This is a genomic window from Lentzea miocenica, assembly GCF_033949945.1.
Classification (GTDB): Bacteria; Actinomycetota; Actinomycetes; order Mycobacteriales; family Pseudonocardiaceae; genus Lentzea; species Lentzea miocenica.
The window spans coordinates 248467-264445 of the sequence record NZ_JAXAVW010000006.1; the positions used below are offsets into that span (position 1 = coordinate 248467).

Sequence of the window (15979 nt, forward strand, 5' to 3'; positions counted from 1 at the left end):
TCTCTGCTTAAGGTGACATCGGCGGAATTCAAGCCATGGGGTGAGGGAGGAAATCCTTGAGGTTCGTTCAGCGTATTTTTCTGGCGTTGATGCCGCTCGCGATGCTCATGGTCGTCGGGCTTGCTGCCCCGAGCGCGCAGGCGGAGGTTCCGGTCGCTCAGGCCGCCGCCGTGGGTGCTGCCTACGACACCGAGACCGGCCAGGCGCTCGCCGCCTGGGACTGCAACACCGGCCACGTCTGCTTCTGGAACGGCTTCGGCGGAACCGGTGGGCGCTGCATGTGGGAGGTGGCCGACCCGGACTGGACGGCCGGCTCCATCAAGTGCTCGTGGGCCACGACCAAGGAGGTCAAGTCCGTCTACAACCGGGGCACGTCCTCGGCGACGGGCGTCGTCTTCTACCGCAACACCGGGTACAACAACCGCATCGGTTGCACCAGGCAGGGGCAGAAGGGCGACCTGGCCGGCACCTACCAGGTGCGTTCGCACCAGTGGACCAGCGGCAGCTGCGGCTGATCCGGCGCTGATCACAGAACCGGGCGTGAGGCAATGGCCTCACGTCCGGTTTTCGTTGCGTAATTCGGCGGAGTGACACGCCGGGTAATGTGTTCCACGGTGACCTGGGCCTGGGGAGGTTGCTGTGTTGCGCATCCATTTTTCGCCTGGCGATCTGGAGCGTACGCAGATAGCAGAAAGGGTCGATCCGCTCTGGGAGATGGTGTTCAGCCGGAACAGGCTGACCGAAGGCGACAGCGGCATGCTGTTGCAACCGTGGCTGCGCGACATCCGGCGCAACGGCAACACGCAGGTGATCCGTTCCGGCGTGCGGCTGTTGTCCGTGCTCGCGCCGTTGGGTCCGTACTTCCCGGACTTCCTCACACCGCCGGAGGGCGCAAACGGCCTGACATCAGCACTTGACGCGATCCGGTCGACGCCACGTGCCCGGTTGCGGGAGGAGTTCAAGCTGCTCGCGGACGTCACCCCGACGCCCACGTGGACACGTCCACTGGCGGAGGGCTGCGACGGCGCACTGGCCGAACTCACCGAGACGCTCTCCCGGTACCACGGCGCGGTGATCGAGCCGTACCGCGACCTGATCGACGAGGCGGTCGAGACGGACCGCCTGCACCGAGCCGCGTCGGGGGCCGAGGGGCTGCTACGGGGCATGTGGCCGTTGATGAACTGGCGTCCGCCGATCTTGGAGGTCCAGTACGCGTACGACCGGGATCTGCACCTGAACGGGCGGGGGTTGCGGCTGGTGCCGTCGTACTTCTGCCGGCGAGCCCCGGTGGCGCTGGCCGATCCGGGGTTGCCGCCGACCGTTGTCTATCCGGTGCACCACGACTGGACCTGGCAGCGGCAGCTCGCGAGTGGACGCCGCCAGGTAGGGGCGTTGGCGGCGTTGCTGGGCAACACCCGGTCCGCGGTGCTCGCCGCGGTCGGTGCCGGGGCCACGACCAACGAGCTGGCTGAACGTCTGGGCGCTTCGGCGTCCGCGGTCAGCCGGCACACCACGGTGCTGCGAGAGGCGGGACTGCTGACCACGGAACGACAGGGGATCTCGGTACTACATCAACGAACGCTGCTCGGGTCAGCTCTGCTGGGCAGCAACTTCGGCAACAACTGAGGCCCGGCGGCGCATCCACAGCCCTGCCACGCACGCGGCGAACGCCGCACCCGTGAGCAGGACGTGGATCGCGCCGCCGAACCTCGTCGCGAACGTCAGGCCGGTCCGCAGCGGCACGGAGTCCACCATCAGGTCCTCGGTGAACATCCCGGTCGACCGCACCACGCTCCCGTCCGGACGGACGACCGCGCTCACCCCGCTGATCGCCGCCACCACGACCGCACGGCCGTGTTCGATGGCGCGCAGGCGGGCCATCCCGAGCTGCTGGTAGGTCATCTCGCCGCGGCCGTACCAGGCGTTGTTCGTGGGCACGACCAGCACTTGTGCGCCCGCCGCCGCGCTTTCACGCAGCACGTAGTCGTACGCGACCTCGTAGCAGATGCCGAGGCCCACCCGCGTGCCGGCGATGTCCAGCACTCCGGGTTCGGTTCCGGCTTCGAGGTCGGGTTGATCAGCGAACGGCGTCACGAGCCGGGCCAGCGAGCGCAGCGGGATGTGCTCGGCGAACGGGACGAGCTCCTGCTTCGCGTACGACTTCCCCGCGCCGCGTCCGGGTTCCCAGGCGATGACCGAGTTCTTGCCGTTGCGCAGCGCGCTGACCAGCACGGGCACGCCGAGGTCGTCGACGGCGCGGTCGAGCACCGGGTCGCGGTCGCCGGTCCTGGTCGCGCTCTCCGGCCACACCACGAGGTCCGGTTTCGGGATCGAGCCGCCCCGCACCAACGCGGCCAGCTCGGCTGTTTTGCGCAGGTGGTTGGCGCGCAACGTCTTCTGCTCGGTGAGCAGGCCAAGGCCGATGTCCGGCGCGTTGCCCTGCACGACGGCAACGGTCCGTTGGCCGTTCTGTGCGTCCACAGCGACCAGCGGGCCCACGGCAAGCGCCGCAGCGACCGGCAGCAGAGCCCAGGAGGCCTTCACGCGGGGCAGCCAGGCCGCGAGCCCGAACCCGGTCACGACCACCGCGAAGGTCACCAGCGGCGCGCCGCCGATCACCGCGAGCCGCGCGAACGGGCCGTCGACCTGGCCGAACGCCACGCGGCCCCACGGGAAGCCGTTGAACGGGATCAGACCCCGCGCGGTCTCCTGCAGCACGAACAGCGAAGCAGCCCACACCGGGGCCGCGGGCAGCCGCGAGACCAACGGGAAGAGCGCGCACACCCCGGAGATGAACAACGCCATCAGCGCCGACAGCACGAGCCACGGCGCGGGACCGAACTCGTTGCCGAGGAAGTGCTGGATCCACCGCAGGTGCGGCAGGAAGAACGCCAGCCCGAACACGAACCCGAGACCGGCCGAGCGACGGGCACCCGCACCGTTCAGCGTCAGCCACAGCACGACGAACGCCGGCACCGCCAGCCACCAGAACGTGCGCGGCGGGAAGCTCAGCGCCAGCCCAGCACCGGCCAGGGCAGCCGCGCCGTACCGAACGAGACCGGCCCGGAGGAGACCGACCCTGAGGAGATCAGTTCTGGACGGCAACGGGCACCCGGCGCAGGACGAAGTAGGCGCCACCGACCAGGGCGATCCCGAGCACGTAGGCGAGGACCAGCTCGGGCACGCGGCCGGCGAAGTTGCCCGCGAGCGGCGGCACCAGCAGCGCGAACACGCCGACGAGAACCGCGACCCTGGTCCGCCACTTCCCCACCGGCAGGCAGGCGGCCAGTGGCAGCGCCGCCCACAGCAGGTACCACGGCTGGATCACCGGCCCCAGCACCACGATCACGCTCATCATCATCCCCAGCGCCGTCACCTGAGAGACCCGTCCGCGCAGCTGGAGGTTCAACACCACCGCGATGCCACAGAGGATCAGCACGAGCCCCGCGATCCGTGCCGAGGAAATCATCGCCTGACCGGTTTCCCGGCCGAACACCGCACCCGCCAGAAAGCCCGGCCAGTTGGTCGGCGCCATCCAGCTGTTGACCTTCGACGGCGTCCCGAGCGCCTGCACCCAGCCGAAACCGGCTCCTCCGGCGAGCGACGTCACGACCGACACCCCGACGGCGGCCGCGACCATCCCCAGGCCCGCTCCCACGAACCTGACCACGCCGCCGCCCAGCCGTCGGGCCAGTGCCGTGCCGACCACCGCGAGAGCGACCAGCGCGGGCAGTTTCACCTGCGCACCGAGTCCGATGAGGACTACACCGGCCGTGAGCTGCCACCACCTGAGGTCGTCGAGTGCGTGCAACGCGACGACGGTGCCCGACAGCATGAGGCCGAGCATCAACGCGTCGTTGTGCACGCCGCCGATGAGGTGCCACAGGACCAACGGGTTCAGCACGCCCAGCCACAACGCCGTGCGCTCGGACGTCCCGGCCATCTCCGCGAGCCTCGGCACGGCCCACACGACGAGCAGCAGACCCAGCACCGCGACCAGCCGGTACAGCGCGATGCCGAGCACCGGATCCCCGCCGGTGACCTGGGCGATCGCCCGTTCGACCGTGCTGAACAGCGGCCCGTACGGCGACGGGGTCTCACGCCAGTAGACGCCGACCCGCGCCACCGCTTCCGCGCTGGCTCCGGCAGCCGGGCTGACGACGTTCGGATCGAGCCCGCGCGCCGCCACCTCGCCCTGGGCCAGGTAGCTGAACACGTCGGCGCTGAACAGCGGTGGCGCCACCAGCAGCGGCCCGCACCACAACGCCAACGTCCGCCGCAACCACGTCGCGTCCGGCCTGGCGCGGCCGAGCAGTGCCCACGTCAGCACGACCAGCCCGGCACCCGCGATCGCGGCGCCCAGGGCGACCGGTACCGCTCTCGTGGCCCACGCTCCGGCGGTGAGCAGGACCGCGCCACCGAAACCCGTCCATCGCAGGACGTCCGGGGTTCCGGTGGTGACGGTCGCGGGCGTGCGCTGAGCAACGGTCGACGGCATCTGCACGGTGGAGACAGTGCTTTCCGGACGGATCGTCACGCGTCCGACTGTGGTCGCGTTCCCACGTACGACCACAGGATGATCTTTTCTAGCCCGAAGTCGGTCAACGCCCGGCGAAGTCGTGAGTCATCCACACGGTTCCCTTGGCGTCGCGGATCACCACGATGCCGATGCGGGTGGACGAGTTGCTGAGAATGTTCTTGCGGTGGCCGTCGTTCGGCGGCTTCTCGTCGATCATCCCCTGGGTCAGGCCGAGCGCCATCTTGGAGATCGCCTCGACCGTGTCTTTTACCGGACCGCCCATGCCGACGTTCTCCGCCACCGAACTCCACTTGACGCCCGCCGCCGTGCTGCGTTCGCCCAGGCCGCTCTCGCCGGGGCACTGATGCGACAACCCACAGCCGTTGGTCATCATGGCCTTCGTGTGCCGTTCGGCCGCGACGACCAGCGCCGGGTCCACGGTCAACGGTGGCAGGCCTGCCTTGGCCCTGGTCTCGTTGATCAACGCGAGGACGCGTTCCTCCGGCGTGGCCGCCCGCACCGGTTCCGGCGTCTGGGTGGTGGTCGTCGTCGTGGTTGTGGTGGTGGTCGACGGCGTGCTCGAAGCGGTGGACGAGGTGGTTTCCGCGACGGACGACGAGGTCGTGACGGCGGCAGCCGCCGGAGTGTTCGGGTTCGCCACCGCGGCCGGCGGGTCGGACGGGAACAGCACCATCGTTCCGACGACACCGACGAGCGCGCACACCGCTACGGCACCCGCCACCGCGAGAACGGGCTTGCTGGTCAGCCCTGCCACCTTGCCCAGGAAACCCGCGGGTTCGGCCAGGTGGGCGGCGTCGCCTTTGGCCGCGCCCAGGTGGTAGGCGTGCGCGACCTGGTCGAGCGCGGGGCCGCCGAGGTTCTCCAGCAGGTGGGGCAGGTAGCTCGCCGGGACCGTGAGCAGCGCGGCACCGGTCAGGATCCGTTCGACCGGCATCGCGTCGGCGACCCCGCGCCGGCACCGCCCGCACTCGTCGACGTGCCGCAGGAGCCGCTTGCGCCACAACGGGTTCGGCTCGCCGTTCCAGCCCTGCGCCGCCTGCGCCAGCCCCGCGCAGCGCGGTTCGGCCGACAGGGCGCGGACCAGGTGCCGGATCGTCTCCAGGCGGCCCTTGAGCCGGCTGACCCGCACCGTGACGGCGTGCGCGTTGAGGTCGAGCGCGTCGGCCACCTCCGCGCGGGTCAGCTGCCCGACGCGTTCGAGCGTCCACAACGCCAGCAGCTCGCGGTCGGCCGGGTCCAGCCAGCGTGCGGCCTCGTCGACCTCGCGCCGCTGCTGAGCCATGTGCAGCCGGGACAGCGCGACCTCGACGAACTCGGCGCTGGGGTCGGCCCTGTCGTACTCCTCCAGCGGCGCGGGTGCGGCGTCGCGGCGGCGGTAGTGCTCGCGGACCTGGTTGATCGTGACGGCGACCAGCCACGACCGGAACCGATCGGGTTCCCGCAGCGCGTCGATGCCGCGGATCACGCGGAACATCGTCTCCTGCACCACGTCGTCGACGTCGGCATCGGCGTTCAGCGCCCGACCGGCGACGTTGTAGACCAGTGGCAGGCAGCCCGCGACGACCGCGTCGAGCGCCGCCCGATCACCGGCCCGCGCGGCCTCCACCTGCTCCGCGTCCACCTGCCCCAGCCACTCCCGACCCGTCACTTCCACACCCTTCGCCGACGACTTTCTGTACGTCATGGGAGACCGGGCAGTCTCACCTCAGGTCACAGAAACCGGGCGAATTGGTGACCCAGGTCACACGGCGACCACCGCCACACCGGTTCGGCCGCCGTCGACGTCGATCACGGTGCCGTGCACGAAGGCCGATTCGTCCGACGCGAGGTAGACGGCGGCGGAGCCGATCGCGTCGGGATGTCCGGAACGTCCGGCCGGGGTGCCGTGCATCATCACCTCGCCGGGGTGATCGGTCGCGGAGTCCCAGTCCGGCGAGACGACGACGCCGGGCGAGATCGCGTTGACCCGGACGCCCCGCGGGCCGAACTCCGCGGCCCACGCGCGGGTCAGCGTCTCCATCGCACCCTTGGTGGAGCTGTAGAGGGAGCCGATCGGGACGCCGAGCCGGGCGATCCACGAGCCGAGGTTGATGATCACGCCACCGCCGGCGCCGATCATCGCGGGGACGAGGGCCTGGGTGAGGAAGAACGGCGCCTTCACGTTGACGCCGTAGACGCGGTCGAACGTCTCCTCGTCGGTCGTCGGGGTGGTCGACGCCGGGTAGATGCCCGCGTTGTTCACCAGGATGTCGACGCGGCCACGCAGCACGTCGGTGGCCGCCGAGGCGAGCGCCCGGCTGGCGGCGGCGGTGCCGTCGAGGTCGGCGCGGACGAAATCGGCCTGGCCGCCTTCCGCGCGGATCTGCTCCACGACCGCCGCTCCCCTGGCGTCGTCCCGCCCGGAGACGACGACGTGCGCGCCCTCCCCGGCGAGGGCGATCGCGATCGAACGGCCGATGTTGCTGGTGGACCCGGTGATGAGGGCGGTCCTGCCCTGAAGTCGCTGTGCCATGCCATCGAAGTTAGGCACCTATTTTTGGACCAAAAAGTCCAGAACTTCAGGATTTGAGGTAGTCGACGAGGGTGTCCAGCGCCGCTTCCAGATGCGCGACGCCGCCGGTAGATCTGAGCACCTGGACACCGCCCTGGATGCCCGCGATGAACGCGGCGGCGACTCGATCGGGGTCGATGCTCGCGCGCACCAGCCCGGTCTCCTGCATCTCGACGATGCCTTCCTGGACGTGGAACTGCCATCGGTTGAGCAGCGCGGTGACCACCTCGTTCGCGCCCGGTGTGCTGCCGACCTGTCCCATCAGCGCCCCCAGCGGACAGTTCCGCCCCTGCGCGCGGTACCGCGCGACCACCGCGTCCCGCCAGCGGTCCCAGGCCGCCCACGAGGTCAGCGCGCCGAGGTGCGGCTGCTGGTCGTCAAGCACGCGGTCGGCCTCATAGCGCGCGACGGCGAGGAAGAGCTCCTCCTTGCCGTCCGGGAAGTAGTGGAAGATCTGGCCCTTGCTGGTGCCGGTGATGGCCCGGATGTCGTCCAGCGTCACGCCGGCCGGATCGTCGCTGCGCAGGTAGGCCGCCGCGCCCTCGATGATGCGCTGCCTGGTCGCGCGCCCCTTGACCGTGAGTGCCATGCCTCGATTCTAACGTTCTGGACCGCTCAGTCCACCGTGGTTGACTGGTCCCATGCTTCCTTGGGAGGGCCCGCTCGCCGGCCGGCTGGACCGGCACACCGTCGTTTCCGACCTGCTGCGCGGCAACCCGCTCGGCGATCCGCACGAGCGTCCGCTGTGGGTGTACGTCCCGCCGGGCTACGACGAGTCCGCCGAGCGCTACCCCGCTGTGTACGTCATCCAGGGCTACACCGGACACGTGTCGATGTGGGCCAACCGGATGCCGTTCCGCCAGCCGTTCATCGAGACCGCCGACGCCGTGTTCGCCGACGGTGCGCCGGGCTGCGTCGTCGTGTTCGTGGACGCGTGGACCTCCTACGGCGGTTCGCAGTTCGTCGACTCACCGGGGACCGGCCGCTACCACTCGTATTTGTGCGACGAGATCGTGCCGTGGGTCGACGCGCACTACCGGACGATCCCGGACCGGGAATCCCGCGCGATCGCGGGCAAGTCGTCGGGCGGGTTCGGGGCGATGATCACGCCGATGCTGCGTCCCGACCTGTTCGGCGCGCTGGCCACGCACGCGGGCGACTCGCTCTACGAACTCTGCTACCTCGCGGACTTCGGCAAGGCGGTGCGCGGCCTGCGCGAGCACGACCACGACATCCGGACGTGGTGGGCGGACTTCTGCTCGCGTCCGTCGTTCACCAAACCCGAGGACATGACGCTGCTCGGCGTTCTCGGTGTCGCGGCGTGCTTCTCGGCGGCCGAGGACGGTACCCCGGAGCTGCCGTTCGACCCGGTGACCGGCGTGGTGCTGCCCGAGGTGTGGCAGCGCTGGCTCGACTGGGACCCGGTCCGGATGGTGCCCGTTCACGCGGACGCGGTGCGCTCGCTGCGGGCGGTGTGGATCGACGCCGGCCGCAGCGACGAGTACTTCCTCGACCTCGGTGCGGAAGCTTTCCGTTCCCAGCTAAGGAAAACCGGACTACCGGACGACCGGGTCCACTTCGAACTCTTCGACGCGGGACACGGTGGGATCGACTACCGTTACCCGCTCTCACTCGCATGGCTCGCGGAGAGGTTGGCACGTTGATAAACGAAGTGACGTTGAGGGGTCTCGAGGACGCGGACCTCGACACGTTGTTCGAGTTCATGCGGGACCCGGAGTCCGTGCGGATGGCCGCTTTCACCGCGAAGGACCCCAACGACCGCGAGGCGTTCGACGCGCACATGCGCCGCATCCGGGCCAATCCCGAGACCATGAACCACGTCATCCTGGGCGACGGTCAGGTCGTCGGCAGCATCGCGAGCTTCGTGATGGAGGGCGACACCGAGATCACGTACTGGATCGACCGCGCTGTGTGGGGTCAGGGCGTCGCCGGGCGGGCGGTGGCGTTACTTCTCGACCTCGTGTCCACCCGGCCGCTGCACGCCCGCGTCGCCACCGACAACGCCGCCTCGCTGAGGGTGCTGACCAGAGCCGGTTTCGAGATCGTCGGCACCGACGTCGGCTATGCGGAGGCCCGGAAGGCGGAGATCGAGGAGACGATCCTGGTCCTCAACTGACGAACTTCTCCGTGTCGAGCACGGCGACACGCGAACACCAGCAAGCCTGCGATCGAGGAGACGATCCTGATCCTCAACTGACGAACTTCTCCGTGCCGAGCACGCCGAGCAGCTGGAGCTTGTCGAACGCCTCGGTGCGTGGCGGCGCGGTGAGCACCAGCAGCGCCTGCGACTGGTCCTCGGTGAACAACGCCTGGCAGTCCACCTCGATCTCGCCGAGCTGCGGGTGGACGAGCACCTTGTGGTCCTCGAACCGGTTCGAGACCTCGTGCCGTTCCCAGATCTCGGCGAACTCGGCGCTTTCCTTCTGCAGCACGCGGACGAGTTCGCCGGCGCGGGACTTCGGTCCCATCGTGGCGTAGGCGGCGCGCAGGTTCGCGACCTGCGCGCGGCTCTGCCGGTCGCGGTCGTGCTCGGGGTAGACCAGGCGCTCGTCCGGGTCGGTGAACCAGCGGTAGATCCCGCTGCGGGCCAGACCGGTGAAGTGGGAGCTGTCGCCGTACAGGGCCTCGGCGAACCTGTTCTGCATCAGCACCTCGCCGAGGTTGGACAGGATCAGCGCGGGCGTGTCGTTGAGCCGGTCCAGCACCCGTTGCAACGCGGGCGCCACGTGCGTGCCGCCGGCCTGGTGCGACGGGGCGTTGCGCCCGGCGACGCGGAACAGGTAGTCGCGTTCGTCGTCGCTCAGCCGCAGCGCGCGGGCCAGCGAGCCCAGCATCTGCTCGCTGGGCTGCGGGCCACGTTGCTGCTCCAGCCGCGTGTAGTAGTCGGTGGACATCGCCGCCAGCGACGCCACCTCCTCACGCCGCAACCCCGGCGCACGCCTGCGCGCACCCACCGGCAAGCCGACGTCCTCCGGCCTCAGCTCTTCCCGGCGGCGGCGCAGGAAGGCCGCGAGTTCGACACGATCCACAACCCCAGTATGGAGGCGATGCGAACGACAACCAGGGATCGCCGATCCCCCGACAACCGGTCTCTGCCGTGATCTTGTCCGGCGCCCGAAGCTCGGTGCATGAACATCACCGGAAACACCGTCTTCATCCCCGGCGCCACCAGCGGCATCGGCCTGGCGCTCGCCCTCGCTCTGCGGGAGCGCGGCAACACCGTGATCGTCGGCGGCCGCCGCACCGAACTGCTGGAGAAGATCGCCGCCGAGCACCCCGGCGTCGAGACCGTCCGCATCGACACCACCGACGCCGACAGCGTCCAGACCGCGGCCAAGGACGTGTTGTCCCGCTTCCCGTCGCTCAACGTCCTGGTCACCATGGCGGGCGTCATGCGCGTGGAGGACTGGCACAGCCCGGCGTTCCTCGAGTCCGCCGAGAACACCATCACGACCAACGTCCTGGGCCCGATCCGCCTGATCGCCGCGTTCGTCGAACACTTCCAGACCCGTCCCGACGCCACGATCATGACCGTCTCCTCCGGCCTCGCCTTCGCGCCGCTGAAGGTGACGCCGAGCTACAACGCCTCCAAGGCCGCCATGCACATGCTGAGCGAAACGCTGCGCCTGCAACTGGCCGACACGTCCGTGCGCGTCGTCGAACTGGAGCCGCCGTCGGTGCAGACGGACCTGTTGCCCGGCCAGGCCGACAACGAGCACGCCATGCCGCTGGACGAGTTCATCACCGAGGTCATGAGCCTCATCGAGACCCAGCCCGACGCCCACGAGATCCAGGTCGAACGCGTGAAGTTCCTGCGCTACGGCGAGGCGCGGGGCGAGTACGACCAGGTCGTGGCCGCGCTCAACGGCGCCGACCCGCACGGCAAGTGACACCCCAACGGCGGGCTGGGCGGTGTCGTCCTGGACGCCATCACCCGGCCCGGTCAGCACCCGAGCCGCTGGCCGGGACACTCAGCGCCAACAGGGCAGTGTCGTCCTCCACACCGTCACCGAACTCAGTCAGCAGCCGGGTCGCCGCCGCGATCACCGTCGAGGCGGTCGCCGGGGCCATCCCGCCCAGGTCGTCGAGCAGCGCTTCCTCGCTGTAGCGGGTGTCCCCCTCGATCCGGGCCTCGGTCAGCCCGTCGGTGTAGAGCAGCAGGGTGTCGCCAGGCCCGAGGCGCACCTCCGCCGTGGTGAAGCGGGCGTTGGGCAGCACGCCGACCAGTTGTCCGCCGGGCATGCGCACCAGCTCCGAGGTGCCGTCGCCGCGGATCAGCAACGGCGGTGTGTGCCCGCCGTTGGCCAGCGTGACCACGGCGCCGTCGTCCGTGGGCTGGATGCGGCCGTAGATGACCGTGCACAGACGTGGGTTCGTGTAGTTGAGCACGGTGTTGAGGTGCTTCAGCACGCTGACCGGGTCCGCCTCGTGCACCGCGGCCGCGCGCAGCGTGTAGCGCACCAGGGACGTCACGACGGCCGCGTCCACGCCCTTGCCGGAGACGTCGCCGAGGAAGAAGCCCCAGGTGTCGCCGGTGAGCGGGAACAGGTCGTAGAAGTCGCCGCCGACCTGGTCGAGCGAGGCCGGGTGGTAGCCGGCGTCGACCTGCACGCCGGGTACCTCGGGCAGGGCGGGCGGCAGCAGGGTTTGTTGCAACGTCCTGGCGAGCTGCTGGGCGCGGTCACGTTCCCGTTCGGCCTGCTGCCGGGCTCGCAGCAGCTCCTCTTCGTAGGCGCGTCGGTCGCCGGCGTCGAACACGGTGGTGCGGATCAGCTGCGCCTCGCCGCCGGGACCTGCCTTGACGGTCGAGGTCAGCAGCACCGGAAGTCGGGTGCCGCTCGCGGTCTTCATCTCCAGCGCGACGCCACCGAGCTCGCCCTGCATGTGCAGCAACGGCGCGAAGTGGGTCTCGTAGTACATCCGGCCGCCGGCCGTGAGCAGGTCGGGGAACCTGCGGCGGTCCACCACGTCCGCGCTCTCGTAGCCGAGCCAGGCGAGCAGCGTCGCGTTGATCTTCGCGATCGTGCCGTCCAGCAAGGTGGAGACGTAGCCGCAGGGGGCGTTGTCGTAGAGGTCCTCGGCGCTGTCTTCCAGCAATCCCGCGAAAGCCACGCCATCGGGACAAGTCATCGGCCGTCCACGAACTCCAGTATCGCCTCTGCCGTGGCCTCCGGCGAGCTGAGCTGTGGGCAGTGGCCGATCGCGTCCAGCGTCACCAGTCGGCTGCCGGGGATCTGCTCGTGGGTGAACCGACCGACCTCCGGCGGTGCGATGGCGTCCACCGCACACTGGATGACCAGCGTCGGAACGGTCACCTTCCGCAGGTCCTCGCGGTTGTCGGACAGGAACGTGGCCCTGGCGAAGACCCGCGCGATGTCCGGATCGGTGCGGCAGAAACTGTTCTTCAGCTCCTCCCCCAGCTCCGGCCGGTCGGGGTTGTCCATGATCACCGGCGCCATCGCCGCGGACCAGCCCAGGTAGTTCGACTCGAGCGCGCCGAGCAGCTCGTCGATGTCCTCCCGGCTGAACCCGCCGCGGTAGTCGCCGTCGTCGACGTAGCGCGGTGACGGCGTGAGCAGCACCAGCTGCGCGAACCGGTCCGGCTCGGCGTTGGCGGCCAGGACCGCGATCATGGCGCTGACCGAGTGCCCGACCAGCACCACGTCGTGCAGGTCGAGTTCGCGGCAGATCTCGAGGACGTCCTCGGCGTACCCGCGGAGGTCGCTGTAGCGGCCGGCGGACCAGGCCGTCAGGTCCGAGCGGCCGCACCCGGTGTGGTCGAACAGCACCACCCGGCACCGCTCGGCGAGCTGCGGAACGACGCTGCGCCACAGGTTCTGGTCGCAGCCGAAGCCGTGCGCGAGCACCACCGCCGGTCCGGTCTCGTTGCCGGTCACGACGACGTTGTTCCTCCGCAACACGTCCACGAACAGATCCTAGGTGCAGCCGTGTGATCACCCGCCGAAGCGGGTAACTGAGCCTCAGCTTCTCCGGGGAAGGAACACCATGCCGCGCCGTCTCGTCGTCCTGCCACTCGCACTTCTCGCCATCGCGGCCGGACTCGACCTGCTGCACCTGCTCACCGGCAGTGCGACGCTCGCCGCCGCCTCGTGGCACCTGATCGCGGCGGGTCTGCTGCTCGGCATCGCGGTAGCGGCGACCGAGTGGCTCGACCGGATTTTCGCGGAATCCGCCGACCGCTCGCCCGGCCGGGATCTCGGCATCGCGGTCGTCCTCGCGTTTTTCGCTGTCAGCTGGGCGTTGCGGCTCGGCCAGACCGGGTGGGAACCGACGTGGGCGGCGGTGCTCGCCGGATGGGCCGGCGCGGCCGGGTGGCTCGCGACCTCGATGGCCGGGCGCCGCGCTCAGCTCAGTTCGGCCTGACGCCGTTTCAGCTCGTCGATGGTCGCGTCGACCTCGTCGCGGTGCTTTTGGAGCCGTTCCAAGGCCTTTGCGGTCTCGGCGCGGATCTCGTCGACCTTCTCCCGGTCGACCTCGGCGTAGTCGCCGTGGAGTTTCGTGCGGTCACTCGGAACCAGCCGCACGTCCCACCGGGGGAAGTGCCCCAGCCGGTTGTTGATGAAGTCGTGCAGCCCGTCCATGCTGTCGTTGAGGCGCTCCACCCAGGACCGGCGCCGCTTGGCCTCCTCCTCCGGATCCTTCGCGTTCCAGGACGCGTCACGCATCGTGCGGGTCAGCGCTTCGTCGGTCGCGCGGAAGTTCGACAACAGCCGGGTGATCGCGTACCGGACCGACTCGACGTCCGCCGGTTCCGCGTCCGCCCGCTTCGACCAGCTCCGCTCGCCGCCGCGGCGTTTGTAGTGCTGCTGCATGGCCTGCTTGGAGCGCTCGCCGTATTCCGCGCCCAGCTGTTCCCAGGTCCAGCCGCTGTCCATGACGGACTCGATCAACACCCGTTCGGCCCGGTCCACCGACTCCCGGGCCCAGGGCATCATCCGCAACGCGCTCAACGACTCGTTTTCCCTCACCTCGTCAACGTATCCGTTGACGCTCAGATTCGTCAACCGATACGTTGACGAGGTGTGCACGAGGCGAGGGGCTGGGCACACGGCTGCTGCTGGCCGTCGCGCACGGGATCAGGGAGCGCCGCAGGGTTCCGTTCCTGCACGTGCTGGCGTCCAACACCGGCGTTCTGGCCGCCGCCGGGTCACCGGCGTCGGTAGCGTGAGCTCATGCCACAGATCACCGTCGAGTACTCCGCCGAACTGAGCGAGGCGTTCGACCGCCGCGCCTTCGCCCTGGCGCTGCACCAGACCCTGTCCCCGCTGGTCAGTTCGGACGTCGCCGCGTTCAAGACGCGGCTGCGGCAGATCGAGGAGAGCGTGATCGGTGACGGGTCGCCGGCGGCGATGATCCACATTCGGGTCGGGCTGCTTTCCGGGCGGTCGGTGGAGCTCAAGCAAGAGGTCGGCAAGGCGAGCATCGGGCTCGCGCGGGAGCACCTCAAGCCGGTCGAGGGGCTGGCGGTCCAGGTCACGCTGGAGGTTTACGACCTGGATCGCGAGCAGTACCAGAAGGTCGTGGTCTGAAAAACTCGGCCAGTGCGGCCGCTACCTCGTCGGGACGTTCTTCCGGCAGGTAGTGGTCGCACGGGAGCGCCTGGCCGCGGACGTCGGTCGCGTACGAGCGCCAGACGTCGAGAACGTCGTAGTGGCGGCCGACGAAGCTGTGTTCTCCCCACAACGCCAGCAGGGGCGCTTCGATCAGGCCGCCTTCGCTGTCGTGCACGAGGTCGACGCCGGCCGCGGCTCGGTAGTCCGAACAGGACGCCGCGATGGACGCCTGGTCGAAGCAGCGGACGTACTCCTCGATCGCGGCCGGGTCGAAAGCCGTGCCGCCGTGGTGGCGGGCGCTCATCCGCGAGGTGATCCAGAACCGCGGGTCGCCGCCGATGAGGTGTTCGGGGATGCCGTTGCCCGTGGCCAGGAAGAACCAGTGGTAGTAGCCGAGGGCGAAGTCCTTGTCCGCGTTCTCGAACGCGTGGCGGGTGGGCACGACGTCCAGCACTGCCAACGCCGACACGGCTTCCGGTGCGTCGAGGGCCAGGCGGTGCCCGACCCGGCCGCCGCGGTCGTGGCCCGCCACCCCGAACCGGTCGAAGCCGAGCGCGTTCATGACCAGCAGCTGGTCTCGGGCCATGGCGCGCTTGGAGTATTCGAGATCGTCCGGGCCTGGGCGGGGTTTGGCGCTGTCGCCGTGGTGGCACAACGGATACGCACGCCATCGGCGTCGATCGTGCGGTAGGTGGAGGGCAGCGGGACGCTCATGACGCCTCCAGCACTGCCCGCGTGAACGCCTCGGTGCTGGCCGTGCCACCGAGGTCGGGCGTGCGGATCGGGGTCTTCGCCAGCACGTCGGCGATCGCGCGCTCGACCTCTGCGGCGGCTTCCGGGTGGCCCAGGTGATCGAGCATCAGCGCGGCCGTCCAGATCGCGCCGAGCGCGTCGGCCAGGGGTTCGCTGCTGCCGAGCAGGCCCAGCTCGGTTCGTCCACTTCGGACTTCCTCGATGACGTCCTCGGCGGTGAAGGCCGCTCGCACCGAGATCGACAGGCCTGGGTGCTTCTCGGTGACGGCCTTGATCATCCGGGCGAGCGGCTCGACGGACTGCGACGGCATGGCCGCGATCTCGACGCGTCCGACCCGCAGGCCCGCCACCTCGTTGACGCTCGCCCGTGCGGTGGCGAGCACGCGCACAACAGGTCGAGCCCGAGGTCGCGTTCGAGCGCCCGGATGGCCTGCGACAGCGACGGCTGGGCCACGTGCAGGGCAGCGGCGGCCTTGTTCACGCTGCCGTGGTCCACGACGGCGAGGAAGTAGCGCAGCTGCCGGATGTCCATTCCGGCAA

20 protein-coding genes are annotated in these 15979 nt (G+C 69.7%); 8 read left to right on the forward strand and 12 right to left on the reverse strand.

Translation table 11 applies throughout. The annotated features are described in order from the left end of the window. Nucleotides 1–56: 56 nt before the first annotated feature. Nucleotides 57–515, forward strand: coding sequence for a peptidase inhibitor family I36 protein (locus SK803_RS10015; protein WP_319965551.1), 459 nt, complete (start codon nucleotides 57–59; stop codon nucleotides 513–515). Between the two features lie 199 nt (nucleotides 516–714). Then, on the forward strand, nucleotides 715–1626 hold the full coding sequence (locus tag SK803_RS10020) for an ArsR/SmtB family transcription factor (RefSeq protein WP_319965552.1): 912 nt from the start codon (nucleotides 715–717) through the stop codon (nucleotides 1624–1626). Here SK803_RS10020 and lnt read toward each other — a convergent pair. From lnt to SK803_RS10045, 5 genes are all read right to left on the reverse strand, one after another. Then, a complete protein-coding gene (lnt, locus tag SK803_RS10025; RefSeq protein WP_319965553.1) occupies nucleotides 1591–3105 on the reverse strand; it encodes an apolipoprotein N-acyltransferase in 1515 nt (504 codons plus the stop codon). The genes SK803_RS10020 and lnt overlap by 36 nt on opposite strands. Beyond that, complete coding sequence (gene mptB / locus SK803_RS10030; protein WP_319965554.1) at nucleotides 3089–4537, reverse strand: polyprenol phosphomannose-dependent alpha 1,6 mannosyltransferase MptB; 1449 nt, start codon at nucleotides 4535–4537, stop codon at nucleotides 3089–3091. The genes lnt and mptB overlap by 17 nt, the downstream gene beginning before the upstream one ends. Nucleotides 4538–4601: 64 nt before the next feature. Then, complete coding sequence (locus tag SK803_RS10035) at nucleotides 4602–6188, reverse strand: sigma-70 family RNA polymerase sigma factor (protein WP_319965555.1); 1587 nt, start codon at nucleotides 6186–6188, stop codon at nucleotides 4602–4604. Nucleotides 6189–6281: 93 nt separating this feature from the next. Further along, entirely contained in the window at nucleotides 6282–7052 is a 771-nt protein-coding gene (locus tag SK803_RS10040; protein ID WP_319965556.1) for an SDR family NAD(P)-dependent oxidoreductase, read from the reverse strand. 46 nt (nucleotides 7053–7098) lie between these two features. After that, entirely contained in the window at nucleotides 7099–7680 is a 582-nt protein-coding gene (locus tag SK803_RS10045) for a TetR/AcrR family transcriptional regulator (protein ID WP_319965557.1), read from the reverse strand. A 52-nt stretch (nucleotides 7681–7732) separates the two neighbouring features. Between SK803_RS10045 and SK803_RS10050 the strand changes: the two genes are divergently transcribed. After that, entirely contained in the window at nucleotides 7733–8755 is a 1023-nt protein-coding gene (locus SK803_RS10050; RefSeq protein ID WP_319965558.1) for an alpha/beta hydrolase-fold protein, read from the forward strand. An 8-nt stretch (nucleotides 8756–8763) separates the two neighbouring features. Further along, on the forward strand, nucleotides 8764–9228 hold the full coding sequence (locus SK803_RS10055) for a GNAT family N-acetyltransferase (protein ID WP_319965559.1): 465 nt from the start codon (nucleotides 8764–8766) through the stop codon (nucleotides 9226–9228). 73 nt (nucleotides 9229–9301) lie between these two features. Here SK803_RS10055 and SK803_RS10060 read toward each other — a convergent pair whose 3' ends face one another. Beyond that, complete coding sequence (locus SK803_RS10060) at nucleotides 9302–10141, reverse strand: helix-turn-helix transcriptional regulator (RefSeq protein ID WP_319965560.1); 840 nt, start codon at nucleotides 10139–10141, stop codon at nucleotides 9302–9304. 99 nt (nucleotides 10142–10240) lie between these two features. Here SK803_RS10060 and SK803_RS10065 point away from each other — a divergent pair, with 99 nt between their 5' ends. Further along, nucleotides 10241–11002, forward strand: coding sequence for an SDR family oxidoreductase (locus SK803_RS10065; protein WP_319965561.1), 762 nt, complete (start codon nucleotides 10241–10243; stop codon nucleotides 11000–11002). 40 nt (nucleotides 11003–11042) lie between these two features. On the opposite strand, the gene SK803_RS10070 is transcribed toward SK803_RS10065, so the two are convergent. Both SK803_RS10070 and SK803_RS10075 read right to left on the reverse strand, forming a co-directional pair. Next, nucleotides 11043–12242, reverse strand: coding sequence for a PP2C family protein-serine/threonine phosphatase (locus SK803_RS10070; protein WP_319965562.1), 1200 nt, complete (start codon nucleotides 12240–12242; stop codon nucleotides 11043–11045). Continuing rightward, a complete protein-coding gene (locus SK803_RS10075) occupies nucleotides 12239–13039 on the reverse strand; it encodes an alpha/beta fold hydrolase (protein ID WP_319965563.1) in 801 nt (266 codons plus the stop codon). The genes SK803_RS10070 and SK803_RS10075 overlap by 4 nt, the downstream gene beginning before the upstream one ends. 79 nt (nucleotides 13040–13118) lie before the next feature. Between SK803_RS10075 and SK803_RS10080 the strand changes: the two genes are divergently transcribed. Further along, the gene (locus SK803_RS10080; RefSeq protein ID WP_319965564.1) at nucleotides 13119–13496 is read left to right on the forward strand and encodes a DUF2231 domain-containing protein; all 378 of its coding nucleotides are present in this window, start codon (nucleotides 13119–13121) and stop codon (nucleotides 13494–13496) included. On the opposite strand, the gene SK803_RS10085 is transcribed toward SK803_RS10080, so the two are convergent. After that, the gene (locus SK803_RS10085) at nucleotides 13478–14101 is read right to left on the reverse strand and encodes a hypothetical protein (protein WP_319965565.1); all 624 of its coding nucleotides are present in this window, start codon (nucleotides 14099–14101) and stop codon (nucleotides 13478–13480) included. The two genes, SK803_RS10080 and SK803_RS10085, sit on opposite strands and share 19 nt — an antisense overlap. 44 nt (nucleotides 14102–14145) lie before the next feature. On the opposite strand from SK803_RS10085, the gene SK803_RS10090 reads away from it, so the two are divergent. Beyond that, nucleotides 14146–14301 carry a GNAT family N-acetyltransferase gene (locus SK803_RS10090; RefSeq protein WP_319965566.1) on the forward strand — a complete coding sequence of 52 codons (156 nt, stop codon included), beginning with the start codon at nucleotides 14146–14148 and terminating at the stop codon, nucleotides 14299–14301. 4 nt (nucleotides 14302–14305) lie between these two features. Continuing rightward, a complete protein-coding gene (locus tag SK803_RS10095; protein ID WP_319965567.1) occupies nucleotides 14306–14662 on the forward strand; it encodes a 5-carboxymethyl-2-hydroxymuconate Delta-isomerase in 357 nt (118 codons plus the stop codon). Here the strand turns inward: SK803_RS10095 and SK803_RS10100 are convergent. The 3 genes from SK803_RS10100 to SK803_RS10110 are packed head-to-tail and all read right to left on the reverse strand — an operon-like array spanning nucleotide 14607 to nucleotide 15971. After that, nucleotides 14607–15449 carry an alpha/beta fold hydrolase gene (locus SK803_RS10100; RefSeq protein WP_406601510.1) on the reverse strand — a complete coding sequence of 281 codons (843 nt, stop codon included), beginning with the start codon at nucleotides 15447–15449 and terminating at the stop codon, nucleotides 14607–14609. The two genes, SK803_RS10095 and SK803_RS10100, sit on opposite strands and share 56 nt — an antisense overlap. Next, entirely contained in the window at nucleotides 15397–15822 is a 426-nt protein-coding gene (locus SK803_RS10105; RefSeq protein ID WP_319965569.1) for an isocitrate/isopropylmalate family dehydrogenase, read from the reverse strand. Before SK803_RS10105 ends, SK803_RS10100 begins: the two co-directional genes overlap by 53 nt. Continuing rightward, nucleotides 15714–15971: a LysR family transcriptional regulator gene (locus tag SK803_RS10110; RefSeq protein ID WP_319965570.1), complete on the reverse strand. Its 258-nt coding sequence runs from the start codon at nucleotides 15969–15971 to the stop codon at nucleotides 15714–15716. The genes SK803_RS10105 and SK803_RS10110 overlap by 109 nt, the downstream gene beginning before the upstream one ends. Between the last annotated feature and the right edge of the window lie 8 nt (nucleotides 15972–15979).

Bases quoted from the DNA above. Each gene is read 5' to 3' on its own strand.
- SK803_RS10110 (WP_319965570.1), bottom strand. From the start codon at position 15,971: ATGGACATCCGGCAGCTGCGCTACTTCCTCGCCGTCGTGGACCACGGC.
- SK803_RS10045 (WP_319965557.1), bottom strand. From the start codon at position 7,680: ATGGCACTCACGGTCAAGGGGCGCGCGACCAGGCAGCGCATCATCGAG.
- SK803_RS10050 (WP_319965558.1), top strand. From the start codon at position 7,733: ATGCTTCCTTGGGAGGGCCCGCTCGCCGGCCGGCTGGACCGGCACACC.
- SK803_RS10080 (WP_319965564.1), top strand. From the start codon at position 13,119: ATGCCGCGCCGTCTCGTCGTCCTGCCACTCGCACTTCTCGCCATCGCG.
- SK803_RS10040 (WP_319965556.1), bottom strand. From the start codon at position 7,052: ATGGCACAGCGACTTCAGGGCAGGACCGCCCTCATCACCGGGTCCACC.
- SK803_RS10065 (WP_319965561.1), top strand. From the start codon at position 10,241: ATGAACATCACCGGAAACACCGTCTTCATCCCCGGCGCCACCAGCGGC.
- SK803_RS10070 (WP_319965562.1), bottom strand. From the start codon at position 12,242: ATGACTTGTCCCGATGGCGTGGCTTTCGCGGGATTGCTGGAAGACAGC.
- SK803_RS10095 (WP_319965567.1), top strand. From the start codon at position 14,306: ATGCCACAGATCACCGTCGAGTACTCCGCCGAACTGAGCGAGGCGTTC.
- SK803_RS10020 (WP_319965552.1), top strand. From the start codon at position 715: ATGGTGTTCAGCCGGAACAGGCTGACCGAAGGCGACAGCGGCATGCTG.